We start from the raw sequence: 24,458 nt of genomic DNA, 5'->3' as shown, positions 1-24,458 counted from the left end.
ATGATCCGACACATCGGTTTGCGCATCGCGCTATCAGCCATGACTATTGGCCCCGCTCTCCATCTTGTCGCAACCCATGCCGCGGCATCAACTCGGATCATGCAGATGCCGCACATTTCTGCGGTTTCCATAGGCAAGGGCACGCCAGTCATCCTGATCCCCGGCCTGTCGAGCCCGCGAACCGTGTGGGACGGCGTGGTACCTAGTCTTGCCAAGAACCACCGCGTCTATGTGGTCCAGGTCAATGGTTTTGCCGGCGATGCCCCGGGTGAGAACCTGTCACCTGACATACTCGACGGCATAGTCGAGGACTTGCATGCGCTGATCGAGCGGGAGAAGATCGCTGGCGCCGCGATCGTTGGTCATTCGATGGGAGGGCTCGTCGCGCTGAAGTTGGCGGAAAAGCATCAGGCGGATCCCGGCCGGATCATGATCGTCGACGCACTGCCTTTCATCGGCACGCTCTTTTCACCCGCCGCGACCGTCGCCATGGTCGAGCCGCAGGCCAAGGCGATGCGCGACGCGCAGGTGGCCAGCTATGGCAAACCTGTCAGCGACGCGGCCGCGCAGGCGATTGCAGATCGGCTGGCATTGAAGCCGGCATCTCGCGCGCTGGTGTCGGGCTGGGTGAAGGCGGCCGACCCGCGCGTGTCCGGCGCTGCGATGTACGAAGACATGACCAGCGACCTGCGCCCCGCGATGAAGTCGATCGCAACCCCCATCACGCTGGTCTATCCCTGGTCGTCCGGCGGGCCCACCAAGCCGCATGCGGATGCCATGTATCGTGCGGCGTACAAGGACGCGCCACATGTAACCTTCGTCGATATCGGCGAGGCCGGGCATTTCGTGATGCTCGATCAACCGGCACTGTTCCAGGAGGCTGTCGGCACGTTCCTGTCGCACTGAGTTCTCGCGAGGCGCCCTCCAAATGTAAGCCGAAAGCTTGCCGCTTGGAGGTCAAACCACTGGTTGACCCACGTCCCGCGCCACTCTTCGACCTAGCCTTTTTCCGTGGGGAGCCCGTCCCCGGACCGTCGCTTTGGCCGCGCGCAGGTAGCCGTCGCGGCATCCCCTTTCCCAATCTGTTCCCGTTTACTCGTTATCCAAATCAGCAATCGGCGATGGAAAGACGGGAACGATCTCACTTAACGAATGTCTGCTTTCTGTGTTGTGGCTCGGCAAGCTGAGCGTCCATTATTGGGCGAAGGCACCCTGCCCCCAGCTTCCGGCTAGACTCACTTGCGGTCATTCGCGGCCTCTTTCTGGCTCCCCAACTTCTGCCATCCATTCAGTATTGCAGCAGAGAAGGTGCTGAGCCTCGGCCCTGCACGCTGACTCGCCAGCTTTCAAAGGATGATGAGGCGGCAAAGCTTTTGCCGACCCATTAACGGGCTGTCGGCTGCATAAGCTCTATCGTGATATGATCGGGGCCTGAAACGTAGGCCACCAACGTTCCCTTCCGTGGACCACCTGGGATCGGCAGCGGATTACCTTTCGCCTTCCATCCTGCTGCCTCGACACGGGCAATGGCGACATGAATGTCCTTTACGGTCAGAGCCAGGTGGGCCGCTCCGATCGATCCCGCGCCGCTGGGCACCGTCCCGTTCTGGAGCCCGTTTGAATATTCCAACAGTTCGACCACGTNTTACGGTCAGAGCCAGGTGGGCCGCTCCGATCGATCCCGCGCCGCTGGGCACCGTCCCGTTCTGGAGCCCGTTTGAATATTCCAACAGTTCGACCACGTAGCCGTCTTGTGCCTTGACGATTGCCGTTCTCACTTTCGGATCATCGACACCTGTCACCTGATGCAGGAAGTCGCCCCCCATCTCCGATTGCCGCTCAAGTGTGAAACCGAGCGCTCCCGTCCAGAACCGAACGGCTTCGTCCAAAGANTCGACACCTGTCACCTGATGCAGGAAGTCGCCCCCCATCTCCGATTGCCGCTCAAGTGTGAAACCGAGCGCTCCCGTCCAGAACCGAACGGCTTCGTCCAAAGAAGACACAGCGAAGCCTGTGTGGTCCACGGCAATTACGTTTGTGGCGTCCGTCATTACTGCCCTCTCACTGGTATGCCGCCCGTGCTTACCACGCGACCGTTCACCATCGTAAACCGCTTTCCCTAAACCCTTTCCCGCATACACTTTCCCAACATGGGCCGGAGAAACGGAAAGGCTTTGAGCCTTTTAAAGCAGCGAGTTCCAGGATGCGAAAGACCTTGGGAGCAGACGAGCGTGATCATGCAGCGATCAGGCGACCAGCGGCCGCGGAGACCAACAAAAGGACGCCCGCGCCCCTTACCTTGCTTCTTAACTTCGGGCGCTGGTTCATCATGATTTGAGGCTTTCAGTACGCTGAAAGGTCTGCTTATACGGCTTCTAGTGGGGAAACGGCCAGTCCGATCAAGGAACGTCGCAACGCTCAACCGAGCCTCTAATCCGTCGCAATTCAAATTCCTCTCGCAGCACCCTGACCAAGGCTGCTGCCGGCATGGCACGAGAAAGCGGCGCACCTTGCCCCGCCCATTGCGCTCCGAAACCGTGCTCGCCTTGCGCCTTGGCAGCCGCGTGCAAGGCCTTTCCCGCATCATAGGCGATAGGATAATCAGGCGGTCGGCGTTCATCAACCGACTGACTCAGAGCCGTGAACCGGTTGGCCAGCGCACGCGCGGGTCGACCAGAAATTAGCGAAGTGAGGACGGTGTGGTAAGCGCCCTCACCGGTGAGGGCCGCCCGGTATGCATCGTCTGCGGCCGACTCCGGGCACGCGACAAAGGCAGTTCCCAGTTGCGCTGCCGATGCGCCCAGGTCGAGCGCCGCGGCGATGCCGGCGCCGTCCATTATCCCGCCAGCAGCGATGATTGGTAGGTTGTTCTTGCGCACCAGGAGCCGGGTCAGCGCGAATACGCCGAGCGCGTCGTCAGGCGCGATGGGGTCGAAGACACCCCGATGCCCGCCAGCCTCGATCCCTTGCGCGACCACCGCATCGATCCCGGCGGCCTCGATCGCGTGTGCTTCGTTGAGGCTGGTTGCGGTCGCCATGAGATAGATACCACGCGCTCGCAACGCCGAGAGCACGTCGGCGGACGGCAACCCGAAGTGGAAGCTAACCACTGGCGGCGCGAGGTCGAGCAGTACCGCCACCATGTCGGGATCATCTGCGAAGCTCTTGTAGATGGTCATGAGTGCCGTCGGGGGTTGTGCGCCGTACTCGGCGAACAGCGGGGCAAGCCAATCCAGCCATTGCGCTTCCCGCGACAGATCGGCCTTTGGGCCAGCGTGGACGAAGACGTTGACGTTGAACGCGCGGGTCGTGCTGCTGCGCACCTCCTCGATCATCGCCCGTGCGCCGGCGGCGTCGGTCGCGCCTACTCCGATCGATCCCAAGGCTCCCGCCTCGGATACCGCTGCCGCCAGCGAAGGTGTGGCGACGCCTGCCATCGGCGCCTGGATCAAGGGCACCGAGAGTTCAAACCGATCGATGAGAGACATACCTACGCCGGATCCGGTTATGAACAATTGTCCGCTTATGACTACGCCAGCGCATTAAGTGAATGGCGCCAGGTGGGCTAGGTGCGGATCGTCTGCCCTTCAACCGCTCCGACCCAGAAAGCGACATTGCCGAACCGCTCTCGCCCATCCACACATTTGCAGTTCGTTCAGGCGCCGGCGACGCCGCGATCAATGGGCGAACGCCGCCGGAACGCCGCCGGCCTGCGTTTGAGCCTTCACCGGGAGGAATGCTGAAATGGAAATCTGCCGCCTTCGCCGCGAAATAGCTTGTCCGGCGGTCCCGGTCAGGACCACACGCCCCGCCGCCCCTGTTCCCGCATCGCGTCGATGAACACCCTGACCGCGGGCATAGCGGCTCGACCGGGATCATAGAGCAGGCTTACCGGCATGGCGGACGGAGCATGATCAGCCAAAACCTCAATGAGTCGCCCGCTCGCGATATGCGCGGCCGACTGGTAACTCAGTACATTGGCAAGGCCGACGCCTGCTTCCGCAGCAGCGAGGATCGCATCGATGCCGTTGACGGTCAGGCGGGGGACGATTTCCAACAGCCTCTCGCCGCGCGCGCCAAACGACCATCGGGTGCCGGCGCGCACACCGCTACCCATGATACACCGATGCTGGGCCAGGTCGCCATGATCGATGGGCAAGCCATGTTCGGCAAGATAGCCCGGGCTTGCCACGATGGTCTGACGGACCGAACCGATCGTCACGGTGCGCAGCGTGCTGTCCGCCAGCGTCCCGATCCGCACCGCCACATCGACACCCTCCTCGACGATGCGGACATTACGATCGAGCAGCATCATGCGCGCGTTGAGGCCGGTGTGGCTGGCCAGCAGCGCGCTGATGACCGGCAACACATGCAGCCGCCCGAATATGACCGGCGCAGTTACGTAGAGCTGCCCCCGGGGAACCGAGCGACCGCCCATGGCGATCTGCTCCGCCTCGCGAATGTCCGCGAGTATGCGCCGCGCCCGATCGAGCAGGCTTGCCCCGTCGTCCGTCAGGGACACCGCTCGCGTCGAGCGGTGGAACAGCGTCACGCCCAGATGCCGCTCCAGCGCCGCGACCGCACGGGTCACGGCAGGAGGCGACAGATTGAGGACGCGCGCCGCAGCCGCGAAGCCGCGCTGCTCTGCCACCGCGACAAAGACGGAAAGGCTCTCGAAGCGGTCCATTATTCCCCGTATCGCAATAGTCCGTATCAGTAATTGCGAATTATCACATCGCGGGCAACTCGCCATCCTCGTGGCCATGGCGCAGGCATATCTCCACACCCTTTTCGGACCACGCGCTCGCGCGCTGCAAGAAGCAGCGGGGTCGCGAGCGTCATACGCACGCATGGAAGCCGGCGCGGAGACGGTCGACCGGATTACGGCCAAAGAACTTGCGTTCATCGCCGCCCGCGACAGCTTTTACCTGGCGAGCACGTCCGAAGATGGCTGGCCCTATGTCCAGCATCGCGGCGGGGCAACCGGCTTCGTCCGACACCTCGGGGGCAATTGTTTCGGGTTCGCCGACTTTCGCGGCAACCGACAATATCTCTCCGTCGCGCATATTGCGGCCGACGACCGGGTTGCGCTGTTCTTAATGGACTATCCGAACCGCCGGCGCCTCAAGATCATCGGCCATGCCCACGTGAGCAAAGACCCCGCCGTCATCGCAGCGCTCATGCCGTCCGGCTACGCGGCCGAGCCGGAGCGTGGCTTTCTGATCGATGTCGTCGGGTTCGACTGGAACTGCCCGCAGCATATCACGCCGCGTTTCACCGAGGCGGAAGTGCGCCGCACTTCCCAGCCGCTCATTGACGAGATTGCGGTGCTTCGAGCCCACATCGCTCAACTTGAACGGGCAGCATCATGACCAGCAAACTCACACGCGGCGTCCACCATGTCGGGCTAACCGTGCCCAACCTCGATCAGGCACGCGCCTTCTTCTGCGACACGCTCGGATTCGATGAAGTAGGCGGCGTGCCCGACTATCCTGCTATCTTCGTATCGGACGGCACAATCCTGCTGACCTTGTGGCGCGCGGCCGACCCCGTGACGGCCCGCGCCTTTGACCGGCGCGCCAATATCGGTCTCCATCATCTCTCGCTCTCGGTCGCCGACGATGCTGCACTGGCAGCGGCGTGGGCCGCCGTGACGGCGCATCCAGAAGTCGTGGTCGACGCAGCGCCGGGCGCCATCCGTCCCGGATCAACGGCGCGCCACTTCCTGATCCTCATTCCGGGCGGGATCCGTCTGGAGTTTGCCACGCCCTTTGACTGAAAGGATCCGTTCGATGCCACGACTGCCCCTCCCTCCCTTCACCCATGAGACTGCGTCGCTAAAGGTCCGCGCCGCCGAGGACGGCTGGAACAGCCGCGATCCAGCGCGGGTCGCGCTCGCCTATACCGAGGACAGCCAGTGGCGAAACCGGTCTGATTTCCTTCGGGGGCGGGATTCTATCGTCACCTTCCTAACCGCAAAGTGGCGTCGCGAGCACGAGTATCGGCTTATCAAGGGCCTGTGGGCGCATGACGGCGATCGAATTGCCGTGCGCTTCGCCTATGAGTGGCATGACGATGCCGGCGCGTGGCATCGCTCCTACGGCAATGAGAATTGGAAATTCACGCTCGATGGCCTGATGGCGCGCCGGATGGCGAGCATTAACGACGTTCCGATTTCCGAAAAGGGGCGACTGTTCCACTGGCCGCTCGGGCCACGGCCCGAGGATCATCCGGGGCTGGAGGAACTTGGGCTGTAGCTTCAAGCCGTTGTTTTCCTACCGGTCTTGGTTGATGCGCCGTCGGCCACAGTGTGGGTGGGTTCCCGACGCTGAGAGGCCGACAGAAAACTGGAAGGCGGCGCCTGTCAGGAAGCCGCTGACGCTGAATAATGCTGTCATCGACCGCTCAGTTGCTGGGAGGACCCACAAACAGACGTTCAGGCCCCTTCCCTCACTTCCCAACTTCGGACGCTGGTTCACCTTGCGAATGACCGATTTTGACGCCCGGCTATCCGCTCGCGAATGTCGTGATGGGGAGGATTGCGGACAGTCACGTATCGCCAAAATGTAGTTTAATGAGCCTCGTTATAAGATCGTCGTCGAGATTGATTATCGCTTCCGTGACCCCATGATGGCTCTTCGCAACGGATAGTCCGGATAGCCGTCAGCGATAAGGGTCTTCCAATCCCGACAAGATCATGTCCGCGTAAGTACGGCCGATATCTGCCGCGCTGACATCGCTCGTATCGGGCCGGAACCAGCGGTGAGTCCAGCCGATCACACCGAATATGCCATTGGCCACGATCCGTGATGGGCCCACGTTGCGTAGGCTCTTGTCGGCATAACCCTGCTCGATGATCGCAATCATGCTCTGCGTCGTCAGGCGATTGATCTCACGCATGTCGTTCGACCACGCCGAGCGAGAGTCGCTGACATGACCCAGATTCTCGCGAATGTAGATATAGAAGAGCGGGTAGTGGTCGCCATACGACGTCATCAGCGTCGTGATCAGGTCGCGAAGCTTGCGGCGGGGCGAGAGATCGCTCGTTTCGATCTGCTTGGCGATCGCGCAATTGCGCTCGACTACGGTGCGAACCACCTCGTCGAACAGCGCCTCTTTCGAGGAGACATAATAATAGAGCGAGGCACGGTCGACGCCCATCTCCTCAGCGACCGCAGCAATGCTTGCCCGTTCGAACCCCAGGCGATTGAAGACGCGCACCGCGGCTTCCGCGATTTCCTTGCGCTTGGTCTGGTAGGAGGCACTCGAATCGGTACGCGCCGCAGAGCGCCGGCGACCGATGCCGCTCTGTACCTCGGGCTTGCCCTGATGATCTTCGTCCATCGTCGCTCCATGAACCAGCCTGGGCGGTAGATCAAACACCGCCGCCTCAGGATCAACACAAGCGTTGACATCGCGCCGGTGAGAGGTGATCCTTCTGATATGAGCGCTTCTACCGAACTAGATCCCACTTTCGTATCCCTGCTCGCCGATCCAAGGGTAACGTTGCGCCCCCCGCCCCCAAGCCTCTCGATGAAGGATTATCGGCAAAGGCTCGACCGGCCGATGGCGGCGGTCGCAGGGCCCGCAATCTGGTCGGTTCGATCCGACGAGACCGAGGCCATCCGACGCCGCATCTATCGCCCCACTGCGCAAACACACGGAACGATCCTGTTCTTCCACGGCGGTGGCTTCGTTGTTGGATCGCTCGACACCCACGACGCACTGTGTCGCTCACTGGCTGCAGCAAGCGGTGCATCGGTAGTCGCCGTCGAGTATCGACTTGCCCCCGAAGCCCCCTTTCCCGCCGCATGCGATGATTGCCGCTCTGCCCTGCAACGAGTGGCGGGCATCGAGCCAGGTGACATCGGGAAGCTTGCGGTATGTGGCGACAGCGCGGGCGGCTATCTTGCTGCCATGACCGCATTGTACGCGGCCCGCCAAGGTATCCGCATAGACGCGCTTGGCCTGTTCTATCCCGTGGTCGCTCCGGCGTGCGAGACCGAGTCCTGGCGAACGCTGGGGGCCGATCACATGCTGACGCGTGATTGGATGCGTTGGGCCTGGGCGTCCTATCTGGGCGATGCCGGTTCGTTGGCGGCCGACGTCGACCTGCTGCGCGCAGATCTCGCCAGCTTGCCGCCGACCCACATCATCACAGCGGCCTTCGACCCCTTGCGTGACGAAGGCGAGGCGCTTGGCGCGGCAATTCGTACCAGCGGCGGGGTGGTGACGATGACGCGCTACGAAGGGATGATCCACGGCTTTGCAAGTCTGCCGATGCTAACGCCGATGGCCGACCGCGCGATAACCGAGATGAGTCGCAAACTTTTCGTCAACAACAGTGTTGACTGAGGAAGAGGCTGTGCGCATATTCCTGTTCTGCCCTGTGCCATGCCGCTCCGTCGCGGCGCGACACCAATGAAGATAGAGCCGATGGCCGACAGAATTGGACAGGATGCCCCCCTCTGGCTTGCAGAGGCCATCGCGCAGGCGAACATTCCGACGCTAGCCTGCGTGCTGGTGCAGTTGACCGGGGACCGGGAATGGATCGAGGGCCGGTTCGTGCCGACCCGTACGCGTGGGCTGGACGATAACGACGATGGCGGGCTGCCTGGCGCGCTACAGGACGAGATTCGAGCCGCAGCGACGACGGCGTTCGCGGCGTGGTTCGAGGGACGCCTCCCTGCCCTCGCCAATCCGGATGATGCGTTGCTGGTCGAGATGATGAGCGTGTCGTTGGGTGAGACTATCCCCGCGAGCTACGCAGCGATGATCAGGCATGAGCTTCAACTAACCGAGGGACAGCCTGCAATCGACGGCGCTCAGGATATAGCGCCGCCTCCGGGGTTTCGCGCGCTGATCATCGGCGCCGGCATTTCGGGAATGTGCGCCGCGGTACAATTCGCTGCGGCTGGTATCCCTTACACCATCCTCGAGCGGCGACCCGACCTCGGAGGCGTCTGGTTCGAGAACCGCTATCCGGGCGCAGCTTGCGACGTGCCGAGCCACCTCTATTCCTTCTCCTATGCGCCCTATGAATGGTCGCGTTATTTCGCGGGAAGTCGTGAGATTCACGCGTATCTGCAGGATGTCGCCGACCGCTTCGACATCCGCCGCCATATCCGCTTTGGTCTTGAAGTGACCGAGGCGCGCTGGGATGCAGACGCGGGCGAGTGGCAAGCCGACGTGATCGATGCCGATGGCAATTCGGAAACGCTGACCGCGAGCATGATCCTCAGTGGCGTGGGCGCGTTCAACAAGCCGCGATTGCCCGACATTCCCGGAATGGACCGGTTCGAAGGGCCGAGCGTGCATACCGCACGCTACCCTGAGGACGGGATCGAGCTCGCCGGCAAGAAGGTCGTGCTGGTCGGCAACGGCGCGAGCGCGATGCAAGTCGGGCCGGCAATCGTCGACAGTGTCGTGTCGTTGACGGTGGTAAACCGTACGCCTCAATGGGTCGCGCCGTTCCCGAAGTTCAAGCAGGCGATCCCAGAAGCGTTGCAGCATCTGATGCAGACGATGCCGCTGTACCGGCTCTGGTACCGATTGCGACTTAGCTGGGCGTTCAACGACAAACAGTATGAGGCGTTACGGCAAGATCCTGACTGGGACGGCCAAGGCAAATCGATCAACGCGATCAACGACTCCCACCGTCGCGGGCTGACCGCTTATATGACGGCGCAACTGGGCGAGCGGCAGGACCTGCTGCCCGACATGATCCCGTCTTACCCTCCGTTCGGCAAGCGCATGCTGCTCGACAATGGCTGGTACCGGATGCTCGCCCAACCGCATGTCGAGTACGTCAACGGTGCAGTGACCGAGGTCCTGCCGAACGCCATCGTGACCAGCGACGGGACGACACATGAGGCGGATGCGATCATCTGGGCGACCGGGTTCGACGTGGTCAACCTGCTGGCACCGATGCGCGTCGTCGGCTTGGACGGACGCGACCTGCATGGCGACTGGGATGGCGACGATGCGCGCGCGTATCTCGGGACAACGGTGCCGGGCTACCCGAACTTCTTCTGCCTGTACGGACCGAACACGCAATACGGGCATGGCGGAAGCCTGATCTCGGTGCTCGAACGGCAGATGCACTACGTCATGTCCTTGCTCCGCCAGATGTTCGCAAAGGGGATCGCGACGATCGATGTGCGGCAGGATGTCCACGACGCGTACAACGCAAAGGTCGACGAGACGCATGCCGGGCTCGTCTGGACCTATCCCGGCGTCGATGGCTATGTCCGCAATTCAAAGGGGCGGATCGTCGTCAACAACCCGTTCCGCATCCTCGACATGTGGCGGATGACCGATACCGCAGACCTAGACGACTACCACGTGACCCGTGAACGGGTGTCAGCATGAGCGTGGTGGTCGAACGCCGCGCCGCGGTGCTGGTGATGACGATCGATCGGCCGGCGCAGCGCAACGCGGTCAACCGCGCCGTTTCGCTCGCTCTGGCCGAGGCGCTCGACGTGCTGGATGCGGATCCGACGTTACGCGTTGGAATCGTCACCGGCATGGGCGGAAATTTCTGTTCGGGAATGGACCTGAAGGCGTTCGTAGACGGCGAACGACCGGAACTCGAAGGTCGCGGGTTTGCCGGCGTCACCGAAAAACCGCCCGCAAAACCATTGATCGCTGCCGTCGAAGGCTACGCGCTGGCGGGAGGGTGCGAGTTGGCGCTCGCGTGCGACCTGATCGTCGCAGGCGACACCGCGATGTTCGGGTTGCCGGAGGTCTCGCGTGGGCTGGTCGCGGGATCGGGCGGGCTGGTGCGGCTACGCGAGCGCATCCCGCCAGCGATCGCGCTCGAATATGCGCTGACCGGCGCGCGAATGGACGCCGCCACTGCACACCGCTGGGGCTTGGTTAACCGGCTCGCGCTGCCCGGTAGTGCGCTGGAAGCCGCTCTGGCGCTGGCGAACGAGATTGCCGCGAACGCACCGCTGTCGGTGATGGCGAGCAAGCAGATCATGGCCGCGTCGCCCGACTGGCCGCTTGATCGACGGTGGGACCTGCAACGCGACATGGTCGAGACCGTGCTCGCTTCCGCCGATGCACAAGAGGGCGCGCGGGCCTTTGCGGACAAACGCGCGCCGGTCTGGCTCGGCGAATGACCCACAATCGCAAATCCGCTGCAACGGAAGAGAGGATGTGACGTGACGGACGATATCGCAGTGATCGGCGGCGGCACGATGGGCGTGGGTATCGCCTATGTTGCAGCGTTGGCCGGACGAAGGGTCCACGTCGTCGAACCAGACGCGACGCGCGCTGCGATTATGGCGCGAACGGTCGAGACCACGCTGGCGGGGGCAGTGTCGCGTGGCAAGTTGGACGCCGATGCAGCCGAAGCTACCGCCGCCCGCGTCGTTCGCGTCGAGACGATGAAGGCGATTCCCGAAGGCCTGGCGCTGATCGTCGAATCCGTACCCGAGCGGCTGGATCTCAAGCGTGACGTCCTCTCTAGCGCGTCCGCCAGGTCCCCCCAGTTACTCGCCACCAACACCAGCGCGATGTCGATCGACGTGCTGGCGGAAAGCGTACGGGATCCGTCGACGTTCCTCGGGCTGCATTTCTTCAATCCGGTCTGGTCAATCAAGCTTCTCGAGATCGTGCAGGGCGCCGCCACCTCTTCGGACGCGCTCGCGCAGGCCCGTACATTCGGCAAGGCGATCGGCAAAGAGACAATCACGGTGCGCGACGTACCGGGGTTCGCGACCAGCCGGCTCGACTTCGCGGCGTCTCTGGAAGCGATACGGATGCTCGAGGACGGCGTCGCCAGCGCGGACGATATCGATCGCGCCGCAGTGCTCGCCTATCGCCACCCGGTCGGCCCGTTGCGGCTGAGCGATATCGTCGGCCTCGACGTTCGGCTGGAGGTCGCACGCGCGCTGGAGGCAGCGCACGGGCCACGCTTCGCACCGCCAGCTATGCTTGCGAAAATGGTCGCCGAGGGCCGGCTCGGCGCAAAATCTGGGCACGGTTTCTTCGACTGGCCCGCCTGACATTCCATAAGATCCACAAGGAACGCACCGCATGTCCGCTCAACCAATGTTCTTCTCCCCCCTAGTCGACACCGCCGATCACCACCGCGAACTGCGCGAAAGCGTCGCCAAGCTGGTCGGCAAGTTCGGCCGCAAATATTATCAGCAATGCGTCAAGAGCGGTGAAGAACCGGTCGAACTCTGGCGTGCGCTGGGCGAGGCCGGGTTTCTCGGCGTGCACATCTCAGAAGAGCATGGCGGCAGCGGCGGCGGGATCGGCGACTATAACGTCGTGATCGAGGAGTGTGCTGCGCAGGGATGCCCGTTGCTTTCGCTGGTCATCAATTCGATCACGGCGCCGATCATCGCTGCGCATGGTTCGCCCGAGATGAAGGCCGAATGGCTGCCGGGCATCGCCAACGGTACCAAGAAGATCTGCTTCGCGATCACCGAGCCGGATGCGGGCTCCAACACGCACAAGGTGAAGACTGGTATCGTGTCCAACGGCGACGGGTTCGTCCTCAACGGCTCTAAATACTGGACGTCGGGAATCGACGTGTCGGACGCGGTAATGATCGTCGCCCGCGATCCGGAGATGGAGACGGGCGACGGGCGCTCAGCACTGTCGCTGTTCCTGCTGCCGACCAGCGCACCGGGGCTCAGCTACCAGCCGATCGATGCCGCGGTGATGACGCCCGAGAAGCAGTTCACGACCTTTTACGACGACATCCAGCTCGACGCATCGATGCTGATCGGCACGCGCGGTGCGGGCCTGAAACAGGTGTTCGTCGGACTGAACCCTGAGCGGGTAGCAGCAGCGGCGATCAACAACGGCATTTCGCGGTTTGCGCTCGACAAGGCGGCGCAGTACGCGCGCGATCGCAGCGTGTGGAAGACACCGATCGGCCAGCACCAGGGCGTCGCGCACCCCCTCGCCGAGGCGTATATCAACGTCCAGGCGGCGCGTCTGCTGAATGCGCGTGCAGCGCAGCTGTACGACCAGGGCGAGGATGCTGCCGAAGCCGCGAACATGGCAAAGTTCGCCGGCGCCGAGGCGTCGCTGAAGGCACTCGACCAGGCGATCCAGACGCATGGCGGCAATGGGCTGAGCTACGAGTACGGGCTTGCCGACCTGTGGTTCATCGCCCGGTTGCACAAGACCGCGCCCGTCAGTCGCGAGATGATCCTGAACCACGTTGCGCAACACAGCCTTGGCCTGCCGAAAAGCTACTGAGGAGCGAACGATGCAACCGACCCTGCTGACGCTGATGCAGCATTTCGCGGCCGAGACACCGGACGCGAAGTGCCTCGCGTTTGACGACGAGCTGCTGACGTTCGCGGATATCGATCGACGCAGTACGCAGCTGGCCAACGTGCTGCGCGAGCGCGGCGTGGGTGCGGGGGGCCGGGTGGCGCTGCTGTCGCATGCGGCGTGCGTGTTCTACGAGCTTGCCTACGCATGCGCGAAGATCGGAGCGATCATGATGCCGCTGAACTGGCGACTGGCGGCGGGCGAGATCGCGGCGATCATTGCGGATGGCGAACCACAGCTGGTGCTGGTGCAGGATGTACTGGCCGATCGCCTTACCGGCGTAGCGGTCGAGACGATCGATCTGACGGCGCTCGATGCGTTGCGCGACGCAGCGTCCGATGTGCCACCGAAGATCATGGTCGATCCCGATGCGGCTACCCTGCTCCTCTATACGTCGGGGACCACGGGCGTGCCGAAAGGCGTACTGATCAGCCAGACCAACCTGTCTTATGTCGAGCGGATGGCACGCGAGGTATGGGCGTTCACCGCTGACAGCGTCAATCTGGTGGCGATGCCGCTCTTCCATATCGGCGGGATCGGCTACGGCATGATGGCGCTCAGTCAGGGCGGGCATACCGTGCTGCTCGAAAAGCTCGACCCGGCCAGTGTGGCGGCGACGATCGACCGGCACGGGGTGACGCACACATTCTTCGTCCCGACCGTGGTGCAAAGGCTGGTCGACCATGTCGACACAGGCGGCATTGCGCCGCAGGGACTGCAACGCATTCTCTACGGTGCGGCCCCGATCGGCGAACCGTTGCTGCGCCGCGCGATCGCGCTGTTCGGCTGCGAGTTCAGCCATGCCTATGGCGCGACCGAGACCGCCGGGACCGTCATAAGCCTGCCGCCGCACGAGCATGATCCCGATGGCCCGACGCCCGAGCGGTTGCGATCGTGCGGCCGGCCCTTGCCGTGGGTCGAGTTGCAACTGGTTGATCCGGACACCGAGGTGCGCGTCGCACCCGGCGAGGTCGGCGAGGTCCGGATCCGGTCGGGGATGGTGATGATCGGCTATTGGCGGAAACCCGCCGAGACGGCTGCGGCCGTCACGCCCGATGGCTGGCTCAGGACCGGCGATGCCGCCTATTGCGACGGCGAAGGGTTCGTCTTCATCCACGATCGCTACAAGGACATGATCGTGTCAGGTGGAGAGAACGTTTATCCGACCGAGATCGAGAACGTCCTTGGCGCGCATCCGGATGTCGGCCAGGTCGCTGTGATCGGCGTGCCGCACGCAAAATGGGGCGAGACCCCGAGGGCGTACGTGGTGCCGCGGATCGGTGCAGACCCGGACGAGGCGGCGATGATCGCCTACACGCGCGAGCATCTGGCGCATTACAAATGCCCGACCTCGGTTCGCTTCGTCGGTGCACTGCCGCAGAACGCGTCCGGGAAAATACTGAAAAAGGATCTGCGCACGCTCGACCGCGCGCGGTCGGAAATTGTGGCATGACGTTGTCCCCCCAGGCACGCGCATTACGCGGGTTCGCAGTCGATTTTTTGACCTCGCACGATCCGCAAGCTGTCGAATGGGTGATGGACCCGGCCTATAAGCTGTCGATCGGTGGACACGTGTTCGACGGGCGCGACGACCAGTATCTTCCCGCGACCGCGGCACAACTCGATCAGTTTCCGGGACTGACGGTAACGGTCCACGACACGATCCTCGGCGTCGACGGTGTGGCGATGCGCTTTACCGAGCACGGCGCATCGGTGCGCGACGACGGTCGCGTCGCAGCATGGCGCGGGATCACGGTATTCCGTCTAGCTGGCGAGCGGTTGTCGCATGGCTGGGCGGAGGAGGATTACTTCGCCCGCAAGCGTCAGTTGAAGAGCGGCCTGCCCGACGCGGTTGCCGCCCCTGCCCTCGCGCCGTGGGATCAGCCGGTACTGCCGCCCGATCCCGCAACCGAGGCGATTGTGCGCGATTGGTTGCCTGGAATGTTAAGGGCTGCCGCAGTCGAGCCCGTGCTAGTCGACGGACCGGACTTTGCAGCGTTGGTCGAGATCGATACGCTGACGATCTCCCACATGTTCACCGCCGGCCCCCGCGCGGCCGCGCATGTCGAAAGCCACGGACGCTATGCGGGCGGGTTCGTCGACATCGACCGGGCATTGGTCGGAGAACCGGTCATCCTCAGACTGGCGGCGATTATCGACGTGGCCGACGGCACGGTTTCACGCGCGCAGGTATCCGGCGACCGGCTCGGGCTCCATCGTCATCTGCTCGCCCTGCAACGCGAGCGGAAGGGGTAACATGGCCAAGATCATCATCACGTGCGCGGTGACGGGCGGCGCGCATACGCCGAGCATGTCGGACGCGCTGCCGATCACGCCCGAGGAAATCGCCAACCAGGCGATAGCTGCCGCAGAGGCGGGCGCTGCGATCCTGCATCTCCATGCGCGCGTGCCCGAGACGGGACAGCCGACCGGCAATCCGGACGTCTACGCGCAATTCCTGCCGGTGATCCGCCAGCGTACCGATGCGGTCGTCAACCTGACCACGGGTGGCTCGGCGACGATGCCGCTCGACGATCGGCTGGCGGCGGCGACGCGCTTCAAGCCGGAGATGTGCTCGCTCAACATGGGCAGCATCAACTTCGCGTTCCACGGCGCGGGGCGGCGGATCACCGACTGGAAGCACGCGTGGGAAAAGGACTATGTCCTCAACTCCGACGACTATATCTTCCGCAACACCTTCCGCGACATCGACCGGATCATTACGACGATGCGCGAGGGCGGCACCAAGTTCGAGCATGAATGCTACGACGTCGGCCACCTCTACAACCTCGCGCATTTCGTCGCTGCGGGGATCGTCGAGCCGCCGTTCTTCATCCAGATGATCTTCGGCATTCTGGGCGGGATAGGTCCCGATCTCGAAAATCTGATGTTCATGAAGGCGACTGCGGACCGGCTGTTTGGGCGCGACTCGTATCAATGGTCGGTGCTGGCGGCGGGCAGGCACCAGATGCCGTTCCTGACCCAGGCCGCGCTGATGGGTGGGCATGTCCGCGTCGGGCTGGAGGACAGCCTCTTCATTGAACGCGGCGAACTGGCGGTCTCGAACGCGCAGCAGGTAGCGAAGATCGTCCGCATTCTGCACGAGATGGGGCATGAACCTGCCACGCCGAGCGAGGCGCGCGCGATGCTCGGCCTCAAGGGTGGCGACCGGGTGGAGTTCTGAGCATGGCACGCACGATCATCGACCTATCGGTGTTCCTCGAAAACGACGTGATCTCCGATCCGCCCGGCTACGGCCCGAGTATAGAATACATCGATCACAAGGCGTCGGTCCCGGGGTTGCTCGGCTTTTTTCCGGGTTTGGCAGCAAACGACCTTCCCGACGGCGAGGCCTGGGCAATCGAACGCGTTGCGCTCACCACGCACAATGGAACGCACCTCGATGCGCCGTATCACTATGCGTCCACCATGGATGCCAAGATTGGAGATGGCGGCAAGCGCGCGATCACGATCGACGAGGTACCGCTCGATTGGTGCTTCCAGCCCGGCGTCAAACTCGACTTTCGGCATTTCTCCGACGGCTACGTTGCGACCGCTGAGGACGTCGAGGCGGAACTGGCGCGGATCGGACATACGCTGTCCCCGCTGGAGATCGTCGTCGTCAACACCAGCGCGGGCGACCGGTTCGGATACGACGATTATGTCGCTTCGGGCTGTGGCATGGGACGCGACGCGACGCTGTACCTGACGGAGCGCGGCGTGCGCGTGACCGGCACCGACGGCTGGAGTTGGGACGCGCCGTTCGTCCATACCGCGGCTGAATATGCGAAGAGCGGTGACGCAGGACTGATCTGGGAGGGTCACAAGGCCGGGCGCGACATCGGCTACTGCCATATCGAGAAATTGCACAACTTGGAGAGCCTGCCGGCAACCGGGTTCACGATCGCCTGCTTCCCCGTAAAGATTCGTGCGGCATCGGGCGGATGGACACGCGCGGTGGCGATACTCGATTCCTGAGCCGCTTGGGTTGCAGATATCGTCAACGCGTGCGTGGATTAACTGCTCTGTCCCCTACTCCTCGGAAGGCAGAACGAGCCGCTGAAAAAGTGTAACGCGCGCTTCTGTTTGTCAGCACGACCTGTTTGATGTTGCGTAATTACGCCTCCAACCGATCACCCAAGTTATTGTCAACGTTTCTGTTGACAGTCGACGGAAGGCGCGCCTAGCTTTCGACATGTCGGGGGGGAGTTTCCCTCACCGACCACCACAGCGGCTTCGGCAGACCATCCAAAACTGGAGGTCGGCCGGATAATCATACCGCGACACAGGAGGAGGATGGCATGAAGGTGCGTTCATATCGTTCGGTCCGGATCGGCGCGCTTGCCGCCGTCTGTTCTTCAGCATTGATAGCGGGGACCGCGCTCGCGCAGCTCGCACCCGCCCAGGGCACGCCGGTCCCCCCCGCCGCTTCAGTCGCCGTCCCGCCAGGCAACCCCACGCCGCTTGAGCAGGCCACGGATGCCGCCCCGGTCGCCAGCGACGCAGACATCGTTGTCACCGCGCGTCTCCGGAAGGAAGGGTTGCTCGACGTGCCCGTCGCCGTGTCCGTGCTGTCGGCCGCAGAAATCAACAAATACAACGCCACCGACCTTACCAAGATCGGCGAACTAACCCCAACCGTGATCGTCAGCAATTATCGCACGATCGGTGGCGGTTCGATCGCGATCCGCGGGATCAGCTCGCCGCCGACGCAGGTTGGGTATGAACAGCCCGTCTCGGTTGCGATCGACGGCATCCAGTCGTCCTCCGGGCGCGTTGCGACACTCGGATTCTTTGACATCCAGCAGGTCGAAGTGCTGAAGGGCCCGCAGGCGCTGTTCTTTGGTAAGAACAGCCCGGCCGGCGTCATCTCGATCACCACCGCAGGACCGACCGATCGCTTCGAGGTCGGCGGACGCGTCGGTTATGAATTCGTCGCCGACGAAGTGTCGGGCGAAGCGCATGTCTCCGGCCCGATCACCGAGACACTTGGCGGCCGCGTGGCGATCAAGCACCGTGATGCGAAGGGCTGGCTCTACAACAACGCGCAAGTCGCGCCGAACCCGTTCTTTCCGGCCGCACTGCCCGCGTCGACCGGAACGCTACCCGGCGCACCGGGTCGCAGGGTCGGGGACGACGAGACGATGGGTCGCGTGACGCTCGAGTACAATCCGACCAGTGCATTTTCGGCAAGCGCAAAACTGTTCGGGCTGATCGCGCATGATCAGGGCGGCGGCTCGTTCTCACAGAATATCGGTCCGTGCACGGGCGACCGGCCACGGTCGTTCGGGGTCGCCGATCCGTTCGGCGATTGCCGCGCCGACAACCAGACCAGCTTCAGCAACATCGTCCCCGCGATCGCCAACCGCATTCCCGCGCTAGATGGTGACAACCGCTCGCGCGGGCTGAATAAGGCGTACACGGCGTCGCTGGTGCTTAAATACGATACCGACGACTTCAACCTGTCGTCACTGACCGGCCGAATCTACAACCGGTATCGCAGCGTATCGGGCCTGACGCACACCGTCGACAACGCGCTGACCACGTACGAAGACACCAGCTACGCTAGCTTTAGCCAGGAATTCCGCTTGCTGACCAAGCTTGACGGGCCGGTCAACTTCCTCGTCGGCGCGTATTACGGCGACACCCGCGACGAACTGTACAACGACACCAATTTTCGCGCCGACATCAGCTACAATCCGCTCAACGATAGGATCGAGACGTACGAGAAGGACGCGTACCTGACCGGCCGCACCTATTCGGTGTTCGGCCAGGCAACTTGGCTGATTGTGCCTAAGCTCGAACTTGCCGCAGGCGCACGTTACACGTCGGAGAAGAAGAAGACGCGGAACCAGAACCTTTATGGCATAAACTCGGCGCTAGGCCGGTTTAATACTGCCGCAACCGTGTTCGCAAGTTCGACCGACCAGACTCCCGGTATCCTCGCCGGGACCTTCAAGGATGACAACATTTCGCCCGAGGCGACGTTGTCCTACCATCCGGTGGCCAATTCGACGCTGTACATCGCCTACAAGACCGGTTTCAAATCGGGCGGGTTCGGGATCACCAGCCCGATCCAGACCAACACGACGCTCGCCGACATCGACTTCGATTCGGAAACAGTGAAAGGCTTTGAGGCGGGCGCCAAGGGTGAGCTGTTTGACCGGCGGCTGCGACTGACTGCATCAGCCTTCGCATACAACTTTAGCAATCTGCAGGTCACGCAATACGACGCCAGCACGATACGATTCCAGATCAGCAACGCCGGACAGGTACGCCAGCGTGGTGGCGAGCTTGAGGCCAATTTCGACGCCACACGGATGCTGCGACTGCATGCCGCGGTTGCATACGTGCACAACCGGTTCCGCGATTACACCGGCCAGTGCTACGGCTACACGATTCCAGCGGCCGTTGCGGTTACCGCCGCTGCACCGTCCGGATGTTCGTTTGTGACCAACGCGACGGGTACGCGGACTTTGACCGCGGCAGGGACGCCAATCCTGCAACAGGTGCTCGACGGCCGAGCCCCAGCGCGTTCGCCCGACCTGACCGGCAATGCAGGCTTCGAGCTGACCATCCCGGCCAGCAATGATTTCGAAGTCGGGGTGACCGGCGATACCTTCTATAACTCCGCATACTTCGCGAGCGACTCCTTTGCGCCCGCCTCCAAGCAGAACGACTTCTGGCGGTTCAACGCGAGCGCCCGCGTCGGGCCGACCGACGGCCGGTGGCAGATGTCACTGATTGGTCGCAATCTGACGAACAAGTACTATCTGCTGTTTGCGGGTGATCGCACCGGCGGCACTAGCATTCCACTCACGCAGGGCGAGCAGCGCGGAGTCGTGGCGCGCGGCCGGGAAGTCCTGCTGCAGGCAAGCTTCAAATATTGAACAACGTCGGAGAGTCGAGCGTGAAGCCAGTGTATATCGTGTCGGGCGTACGGACCGCGATCGGTGATTTCGGGGGCAGCCTGAAGGATCACGCGCCCGCGGACCTGGGCGCGAGCGTCCTCGCCGAAGCAGTGCGGCGAGCCGGGTTGACGCCGAACGATATCGAGCATGTCGTGATGGGTCAGGTGATCCAGACGATACCGCAAGACGCGTATCTGGCGCGGGTCGCGGCGCTCAAGGCTGGGGTTCCCGACCGCGCCCCTGCCCTGACACTCAACCGGCTATGCGGATCGGGCCTACAAGCGATCATCTCGGCCGCGCAGATGATCGCACTCGACGAGGTCGAGATCGCGGCAGCCGGCGGTGCAGAGGTAATGAGCCGGTCGCCTCACCACGTGCCCGCGGTTCGGTTCGGCCAGAAGATGGGCGACGTGCAGATGGTTGATGCGATGATCGCGGTCCTGAGCGATCCGATCGACGGCTATCACATGGGCATCACTGCGGAAAACATCGCGCGCGATCACGACGTCTCGCGGGTCGATCAGGATGCCGCCGCGGTCGAGAGCCACCGGCGGGCGGCGCAGGCGCAATCCGAAGGACGGTTCGACGACCAGATCCTGCCGATCACCGTCAAACAAGGTCGCGGCACACGCGAATTCGCGGTCGACGAACACGTCCGCGGCGACGCGAATGCCGACTCGATGGCGAGTTTACGCCCTGCCTTTCAGAAGGCCGGCACGGTGACGGCAGGCAACGCGTCGGGGATCAACGACGGTGCCGCAGCCGTGATTTTAGCGTCGGCATCTGCGGTGGAGGCGCGCGGCCTGACGCCGCTCGGCAAGATTCTCGGTTGGGGTCATGCCGGCGTTGCGCCCAGCCACATGGGGTTGGGGCCTATTCAGGCGGTACCGATTGCACTCGAACGCGCTGGTCTGACGCTTCACCAGATCGACGTGATCGAGTCCAACGAAGCCTTTGCCGCACAGGCCTGTGCGGTATCGCGAACGCTTGGGTTCGACCCCGACAAGGTGAATCCGAACGGATCGGGTATATCGCTCGGCCATCCGGTCGGTGCGACGGGGGCTATCCTGACGGTGAAGGCTCTCTACGAACTTGCCCGCAACGGCGGCCGCTACGCTCTCGTGACAATGTGCATAGGCGGGGGGCAGGGTATAGCGATGATCGTCGAACGCGGTTGAAAGGATTCGTGGTTTCCGTGGGGCAGAATCATTCTGTTTTGTGAGCGGCAACGAGCGAACGCTATCGACAACGCAAGATGCGGAAGTGCCGCTAGTTCTAATATCATTGACTTTGAACGCAATCTTTCGTCCCAGCTTCACCATATCATGAATATTTCGCAACCACTGCGCCTAAATTGTCCCCCTATCTTTACTTATCTGCTTCCCCGCCGGCTTTGGTCTATCGCTATCTTCATTTTAGAGTAGAATGAGCTTTTCAAAGCGTTTGAGAACCTTGTTGCCGATACGTTAGTATCGAAGCTTCGTTTTGACCCACAAGACGACACTCAAGCCGCATTTTTCGTCTCCCAGCGACGGCCGTTCGTTCATCGGCTGAAGCAGGACCCACGTTGCTTCACAGCTGGTTTGTGAAGGACCGCCGTTGAAGTGTTCAGGCATGGTGCTGGTGTGATCGGTCGTCCTTCGCCGCGCCCATCGGCCGGCTACCTCATTGAAACCGCGCGGCGCGTGCGCCGGCAACGTCGATGCTGGCCTGATAGCCGTGCTTCTCAAGCAGGTGCAGCAGGTTAGCGCCGTTAAGCAGTGCCAGCGGCTTGTCGCTGGCGAAGCGGTAGGCGTCGGGGCCATAATCGGAGGTGGTGACCAAGATGCCGCGCGACGCGCCCTCGTTCATCACCGTGCCGTAGAGGTCGCGGACCGCGGCGACGCCAACCGTGCGGGTGTAGCGCTTGGCCTGGATGACGATCTTGCCGCCGCTGATCGGGTCGGGGTCGAAGGCGATGGCGTCGACGCCGCCGTCGCTGGAGGACTGGGTGACCTTCACCTCGCCGCCGCGGCTCAGAAATTCCTTCTCGAACAGCTCGCGGACGAGGTGCTCGAAGTCATCCCACGATATGGAGGCGAGATTGGTCCCCTGGCTGAGGGTGGAGCCGACCTCGCGGGCTTCGATGAAGCGGCGGTCCTCGCGGTCCATCTCAATGACAGGTGGGACGGGCGCGAGCGCGGAGAGGCTGGCGGCAGAGACGCCCTTGAGCGCCTTGAAGCACGCCTTGGGATCGACGCGGGCGAGGTCGATGCGGCAGAATTCGTCGCGCTTGGCGAGGACCGACAGGATGCATGATCGCCGCTGGAGCCCGGTGGCCGGATCCACGGACTCGACCATGCCGTTGAAAAGAACCGCATCGACATTGCCGTCGACGTCGGCCTCGAAGAGCTCGTGGATGGTTCTGAGGCATATCTGGTGGCAGGCGCTGTCGAAGTTGGCCTTGCGGTCGCGCTCGGCGATCTTCGTCTCGACCAGCTCGCCGGTGGCCTTCACGAATTTAACCGACTTCGTTTGCGGCAGCCGGTCTGGGGCGGGAAGGTCGTAGGCCAGCAGCAGCAGGCGGTCGTCCGGCCGATATTGAACCTCATAGGACTTCTCGAACAGGCCACCGTAGTCCGAGTTCTCCAACACCAGCGATGCGTGTTCGATGACAGCATCGGGATCGCGGTCGGCGACCGCGTCGCGCAGCGCGTCGACCTTGGAGTGGGAAGCGGCCTGCGCGGACAGGTGCTCGGCCTTGGCGCCATGGTGCTCGGCCCAGAAAGCGGCCTCCCGCGCTTCCCAGTTCGTCATCGCGACCGCGTGCAGCGCCTCGCGCTCCATTTCCGACCGCCGCCACTCCTCGCCGGCGCGGGCGTTGCGCGTCTCGGCCTGCCCCTCGAGATGGCGGCGCTTGCCGAGCAACCGATCAAGCAGGCCGATCTGCAACGCCTCGTAGGCGGGTTCCGGGCGGGGTACTGTGGTAGGCTGCGGTTCCGGGAAGCGGGACGGCATCGGGTATTGGCTGCGGTCCTTCAGCGTCTCCCAGTCAATGGCGTCATCGATGGTCAGTGTGTGAGCGAGGATGCGGCTTATGCGTTCCTGGTCGCGGATGGCATCGGCGGTCATGTCGTCGGCCGCGCCCTTGCCGGTCTGGAAAAGCCTTTTCGTCTCGAACGCGACCAGCTTCTCGTCCCAGTCGGCTAACAGGGCGTCAACTTTGCTCTGAAGAATGAACAGCTCCGGCGCACCAAGCTCGCGGTGCAGGTTCATCGTCTTGTGCCGTATGTCGATATAGTAACGCAGGATCCGGTCGCCGCGCGCGCTAAACTTGGCGCTGAGATTGCCGATTTCGAGCTTATCTAGGTTCGGCGAATGCAATGTGATGTCGGTCATTTCGGCAGTTCCCCTCGGCGTCTCCGCGCTGTCCTTGAGAGTCGAGCACGACGCGCGGTCGGCGGCAGGTCGGCTCGCAATTAATGAGCGGAAAGGCCGTTCATTTCGGTCGGCCCCCACGCTACGCTGCCCCTAAGTTATCTCGGTGCTTGCCGTGTTGCTCACCGTGAGTCAGCCTCACAGCAGACTGACGATGCGTTGCCTGATGATCGATCGGCCAGCCGCATCTGCAGTTGGTCGAGCAGGTGGTGGTCGGCAGCACGCCACCGGCCCATCACCTTTCCCGAGAGCATCGACGAGGCGGTCTGGCCTTTTGGCAGCTACTCACCTGGCCCCCTCCCGCAGTGAGACCCAAATGCAGACATTCAGCTGGTAGCTTCGCCTCCCCAACTTCGGCCATTCATTCATGTCTGTAGCCATCGTCGGCAACCTGTCTTTACTGCAATAGACATGCCGGCCGATCGCTTTCAGGGCGCAGTCTGTTTATCCGTCTCGGTCCCCTCCCCGGGGCCGTGACTGAAAGAGGCAGACTCGTTGTCTGATCTCCGCTTCCAGGTGCGCCGACCACATGCCAGTCACGGGATACGCGACTGGGCGACGCATCGACCACCCCTTCGGCCCATCAACCGCGGGATGATCTGCGAACGCTGCCTTCCGACGTGCAACCGCTGGCTGAAGGGCGCTCTTCGCACCCCGCGAACGACCGTGGCCATCCTCACAGCTGGACTGCGGTAGGTGATCGACGATGCGGACGATTGCGCGGAACCCCATCCCCATCTCGAACGGTATACCGGAACAACGTGGAGCTGACCGTGATCGATCTTTCCTGTCGCGGCTTCACGGCTGATCCGTGGACGGGAAATA

At 62.9% G+C, this 24,458-nt stretch carries 21 protein-coding genes; 15 read left to right on the top strand and 6 right to left on the bottom strand.

Features of this window, described 5'->3' with window-relative positions; all coding sequences use genetic code 11:
- Window positions 1-906 (top strand): alpha/beta fold hydrolase, encoded by a 906-nt coding sequence (locus ASE72_RS18200; RefSeq protein ID WP_056025082.1) that lies wholly within the window; start codon window positions 1-3, stop codon window positions 904-906.
- Window positions 907-1,384: 478 nt separating this feature from the next.
- On the opposite strand, the gene ASE72_RS21135 is transcribed toward ASE72_RS18200, so the two are convergent.
- The 4 genes from ASE72_RS21135 to ASE72_RS18185 form a co-directional block, all read right to left on the bottom strand.
- Window positions 1,385-1,597 (bottom strand): VOC family protein, encoded by a 213-nt coding sequence (locus tag ASE72_RS21135; RefSeq protein ID WP_327196501.1) that lies wholly within the window; start codon window positions 1,595-1,597, stop codon window positions 1,385-1,387.
- Window positions 1,598-1,893: 296 nt separating this feature from the next.
- Window positions 1,894-2,051 (bottom strand): VOC family protein (locus ASE72_RS20725; protein WP_235532452.1); only part of this gene is annotated, 158 nt, incomplete at its 3' end.
- A 348-nt stretch (window positions 2,052-2,399) separates the two neighbouring features.
- On the bottom strand, window positions 2,400-3,488 hold the full coding sequence (locus ASE72_RS18190) for an NAD(P)H-dependent flavin oxidoreductase (protein WP_056025079.1): 1,089 nt from the start codon (window positions 3,486-3,488) through the stop codon (window positions 2,400-2,402).
- Window positions 3,489-3,793: 305 nt separating this feature from the next.
- Entirely contained in the window at window positions 3,794-4,687 is an 894-nt protein-coding gene (locus tag ASE72_RS18185) for a LysR family transcriptional regulator (protein WP_056025076.1), read from the bottom strand.
- A 163-nt stretch (window positions 4,688-4,850) separates the two neighbouring features.
- Here ASE72_RS18185 and ASE72_RS18180 point away from each other — a divergent pair, with 163 nt between their 5' ends.
- The 3 genes from ASE72_RS18180 to ASE72_RS18170 are packed head-to-tail and all read left to right on the top strand — an operon-like array spanning window position 4,851 to window position 6,257.
- Window positions 4,851-5,372: a pyridoxamine 5'-phosphate oxidase family protein gene (locus tag ASE72_RS18180; protein WP_321163531.1), complete on the top strand. Its 522-nt coding sequence runs from the start codon at window positions 4,851-4,853 to the stop codon at window positions 5,370-5,372.
- The gene (locus tag ASE72_RS18175) at window positions 5,369-5,779 is read left to right on the top strand and encodes a VOC family protein (RefSeq protein ID WP_056025071.1); all 411 of its coding nucleotides are present in this window, start codon (window positions 5,369-5,371) and stop codon (window positions 5,777-5,779) included. Before ASE72_RS18180 ends, ASE72_RS18175 begins: the two co-directional genes overlap by 4 nt.
- A 13-nt stretch (window positions 5,780-5,792) precedes the next feature.
- Complete coding sequence (locus tag ASE72_RS18170; protein ID WP_056025067.1) at window positions 5,793-6,257, top strand: nuclear transport factor 2 family protein; 465 nt, start codon at window positions 5,793-5,795, stop codon at window positions 6,255-6,257.
- 406 nt (window positions 6,258-6,663) lie between these two features.
- On the opposite strand, the gene ASE72_RS18165 is transcribed toward ASE72_RS18170, so the two are convergent.
- Window positions 6,664-7,344 (bottom strand): TetR/AcrR family transcriptional regulator, encoded by a 681-nt coding sequence (locus tag ASE72_RS18165; RefSeq protein ID WP_056025063.1) that lies wholly within the window; start codon window positions 7,342-7,344, stop codon window positions 6,664-6,666.
- Between the two features lie 189 nt (window positions 7,345-7,533).
- Between ASE72_RS18165 and ASE72_RS19865 the strand changes: the two genes are divergently transcribed.
- The 11 genes from ASE72_RS19865 (at window position 7,534) to bktB (ending at window position 21,394) form a co-directional block, all read left to right on the top strand.
- Window positions 7,534-8,355 (top strand): alpha/beta hydrolase, encoded by an 822-nt coding sequence (locus ASE72_RS19865; protein WP_162235501.1) that lies wholly within the window; start codon window positions 7,534-7,536, stop codon window positions 8,353-8,355.
- An 81-nt stretch (window positions 8,356-8,436) separates the two neighbouring features.
- Entirely contained in the window at window positions 8,437-10,371 is a 1,935-nt protein-coding gene (locus ASE72_RS18155) for a flavin-containing monooxygenase (protein WP_082446283.1), read from the top strand.
- On the top strand, window positions 10,368-11,126 hold the full coding sequence (locus ASE72_RS18150; protein WP_056025058.1) for a crotonase/enoyl-CoA hydratase family protein: 759 nt from the start codon (window positions 10,368-10,370) through the stop codon (window positions 11,124-11,126). Before ASE72_RS18155 ends, ASE72_RS18150 begins: the two co-directional genes overlap by 4 nt.
- Window positions 11,127-11,168: 42 nt before the next feature.
- On the top strand, window positions 11,169-12,014 hold the full coding sequence (locus tag ASE72_RS18145) for a 3-hydroxyacyl-CoA dehydrogenase family protein (RefSeq protein WP_056025057.1): 846 nt from the start codon (window positions 11,169-11,171) through the stop codon (window positions 12,012-12,014).
- 31 nt (window positions 12,015-12,045) lie between these two features.
- A complete protein-coding gene (locus ASE72_RS18140; protein ID WP_082445142.1) occupies window positions 12,046-13,227 on the top strand; it encodes an acyl-CoA dehydrogenase family protein in 1,182 nt (393 codons plus the stop codon).
- A gap of 10 nt (window positions 13,228-13,237) precedes the next feature.
- Window positions 13,238-14,758: an AMP-binding protein gene (locus ASE72_RS18135; protein WP_056025051.1), complete on the top strand. Its 1,521-nt coding sequence runs from the start codon at window positions 13,238-13,240 to the stop codon at window positions 14,756-14,758.
- The gene (locus ASE72_RS18130) at window positions 14,755-15,561 is read left to right on the top strand and encodes an ester cyclase (protein ID WP_162235500.1); all 807 of its coding nucleotides are present in this window, start codon (window positions 14,755-14,757) and stop codon (window positions 15,559-15,561) included. Before ASE72_RS18135 ends, ASE72_RS18130 begins: the two co-directional genes overlap by 4 nt.
- 1 nt (window position 15,562) lies before the next feature.
- Window positions 15,563-16,489 carry a 3-keto-5-aminohexanoate cleavage protein gene (locus tag ASE72_RS18125; RefSeq protein ID WP_056025046.1) on the top strand — a complete coding sequence of 309 codons (927 nt, stop codon included), beginning with the start codon at window positions 15,563-15,565 and terminating at the stop codon, window positions 16,487-16,489.
- A 2-nt stretch (window positions 16,490-16,491) separates the two neighbouring features.
- Complete coding sequence (locus ASE72_RS18120) at window positions 16,492-17,283, top strand: cyclase family protein (protein WP_056025042.1); 792 nt, start codon at window positions 16,492-16,494, stop codon at window positions 17,281-17,283.
- A 572-nt stretch (window positions 17,284-17,855) separates the two neighbouring features.
- The gene (locus ASE72_RS18115) at window positions 17,856-20,195 is read left to right on the top strand and encodes a TonB-dependent receptor (protein WP_235532451.1); all 2,340 of its coding nucleotides are present in this window, start codon (window positions 17,856-17,858) and stop codon (window positions 20,193-20,195) included.
- A gap of 20 nt (window positions 20,196-20,215) precedes the next feature.
- Window positions 20,216-21,394, top strand: coding sequence for a beta-ketothiolase BktB (gene bktB / locus ASE72_RS18110; protein ID WP_056025036.1), 1,179 nt, complete (start codon window positions 20,216-20,218; stop codon window positions 21,392-21,394).
- A 487-nt stretch (window positions 21,395-21,881) separates the two neighbouring features.
- Here bktB and ASE72_RS18105 read toward each other — a convergent pair whose 3' ends face one another.
- A complete protein-coding gene (locus ASE72_RS18105; protein WP_056025033.1) occupies window positions 21,882-23,594 on the bottom strand; it encodes a restriction endonuclease in 1,713 nt (570 codons plus the stop codon).
- Window positions 23,595-24,458: the final 864 nt, after the last annotated feature.

The organism is Sphingomonas sp. Leaf20 (genome assembly GCF_001421535.1).
Lineage (GTDB): Bacteria > Pseudomonadota > Alphaproteobacteria > Sphingomonadales > Sphingomonadaceae > Sphingomonas.
This window is presented reverse-complemented; position numbering and strand designations above follow the sequence as displayed.